1 protein-coding gene and 1 pseudogene are annotated in these 1021 nt (G+C 59.3%); both read left to right on the forward strand.

Features of this window, described 5'->3' with window-relative positions; translation table 11 throughout:
* Positions 1 to 136 (forward strand): annotated as a pseudogene (locus EN906_RS38665) (sulfate ABC transporter substrate-binding protein); the annotation flags it as partial.
* A gap of 257 nt (positions 137 to 393) precedes the next feature.
* Positions 394 to 843 (forward strand): Rrf2 family transcriptional regulator, encoded by a 450-nt coding sequence (locus EN906_RS35300; protein WP_013530871.1) that lies wholly within the window; start codon positions 394 to 396, stop codon positions 841 to 843.
* Positions 844 to 1021: the final 178 nt, after the last annotated feature.

Below are 1021 nucleotides of genomic sequence, written 5' to 3' on the forward strand. Positions count from 1 at the left end.
GGCGGCAAAAGACAAGGCCGATTTCCCCGATATCCGGCTGCTGACGGTGGAAGACGTCTTCGGCGGCTGGGACAAAGTGCAGAAAGAGCATTTCGCCGCTGGCGGCCTGCTCGACCAGACCTACGGCAGCCGCTGAAGGCCGCGATATCTGCGCAGTTGACGGAAAAGCCGGCGCCCTGCCGGCTTTTTTCGTTTTGAACGCCGAAAACCTGGTTATCAGCGGAATATCCGCCTTCTCAGTGCAAAACGTTACAAAGAATCAACGCGTTTGTGCCTAACTGCAATCCGGCGGCTTGTTTTCGCGAAACATCATCGCGCGGCGAAAACGTCATTATTTGCACACAAACAGTCGCCAGATGCGAGTGGTTGGGGCTTCAATGGGTTGATCTGGGCATGCTGACGAAAAAAGGCAAATACGGCCTCAAGGCCCTCGTGCATCTGTCCGGCCTGCCGGCCGGCCAATTGGCCTTCGTCAATGACATCGCGGTGGCCAACAACATCCCGAAGAAATTCCTCGATGCCATTCTGGGCGAGTTGCGCAACGCCGGCTTCGTCCAGAGCCGCAAAGGCAAGGAAGGCGGCTATCGCCTCGCCCGGCCGGCCTCCGAAATCAAGATCGGCCATGTCGTGCGCGTGCTGGATGGGCCGCTGGCGCCGATCCCTTGCGCCAGCCGCACGCAGTATCAGCGCTGCGAGGATTGCGACGAGGCGACCTGCCAGGTCCGCCACATGATGCTGGAGGTGCGGCAGGCGATCGCCGAAGTGCTGGACAATCGCAGCCTTGCCGCCATGCGCGACGCCGACAATGACGATTTTCCGGTTGAGCTGACGTCGCAGATATAACCACCCACTGCAAGCTGACCGCGCTCAGACAGATGAAGGAGGGAGTTCTCCAAATCCCGGGTTGCAAACACCCGAAATCACAGGAGAACCCCATACAGTTTGGCCTACCCGTTCACATTTGACGCAGCCTCGAATACAGCGCGTGCGGACGTCGTACCCGCTACATGCTCCGTACCCG

This window comes from Mesorhizobium sp. M7A.F.Ca.CA.004.06.1.1, from assembly GCF_003999135.1.
Taxonomy (GTDB): domain Bacteria; phylum Pseudomonadota; class Alphaproteobacteria; order Rhizobiales; family Rhizobiaceae; genus Mesorhizobium.

Bases quoted from the DNA above. Each gene is read 5' to 3' on its own strand.
- EN906_RS35300 (WP_013530871.1), top strand. From the start codon at position 394: ATGCTGACGAAAAAAGGCAAATACGGCCTCAAGGCCCTCGTGCATCTG.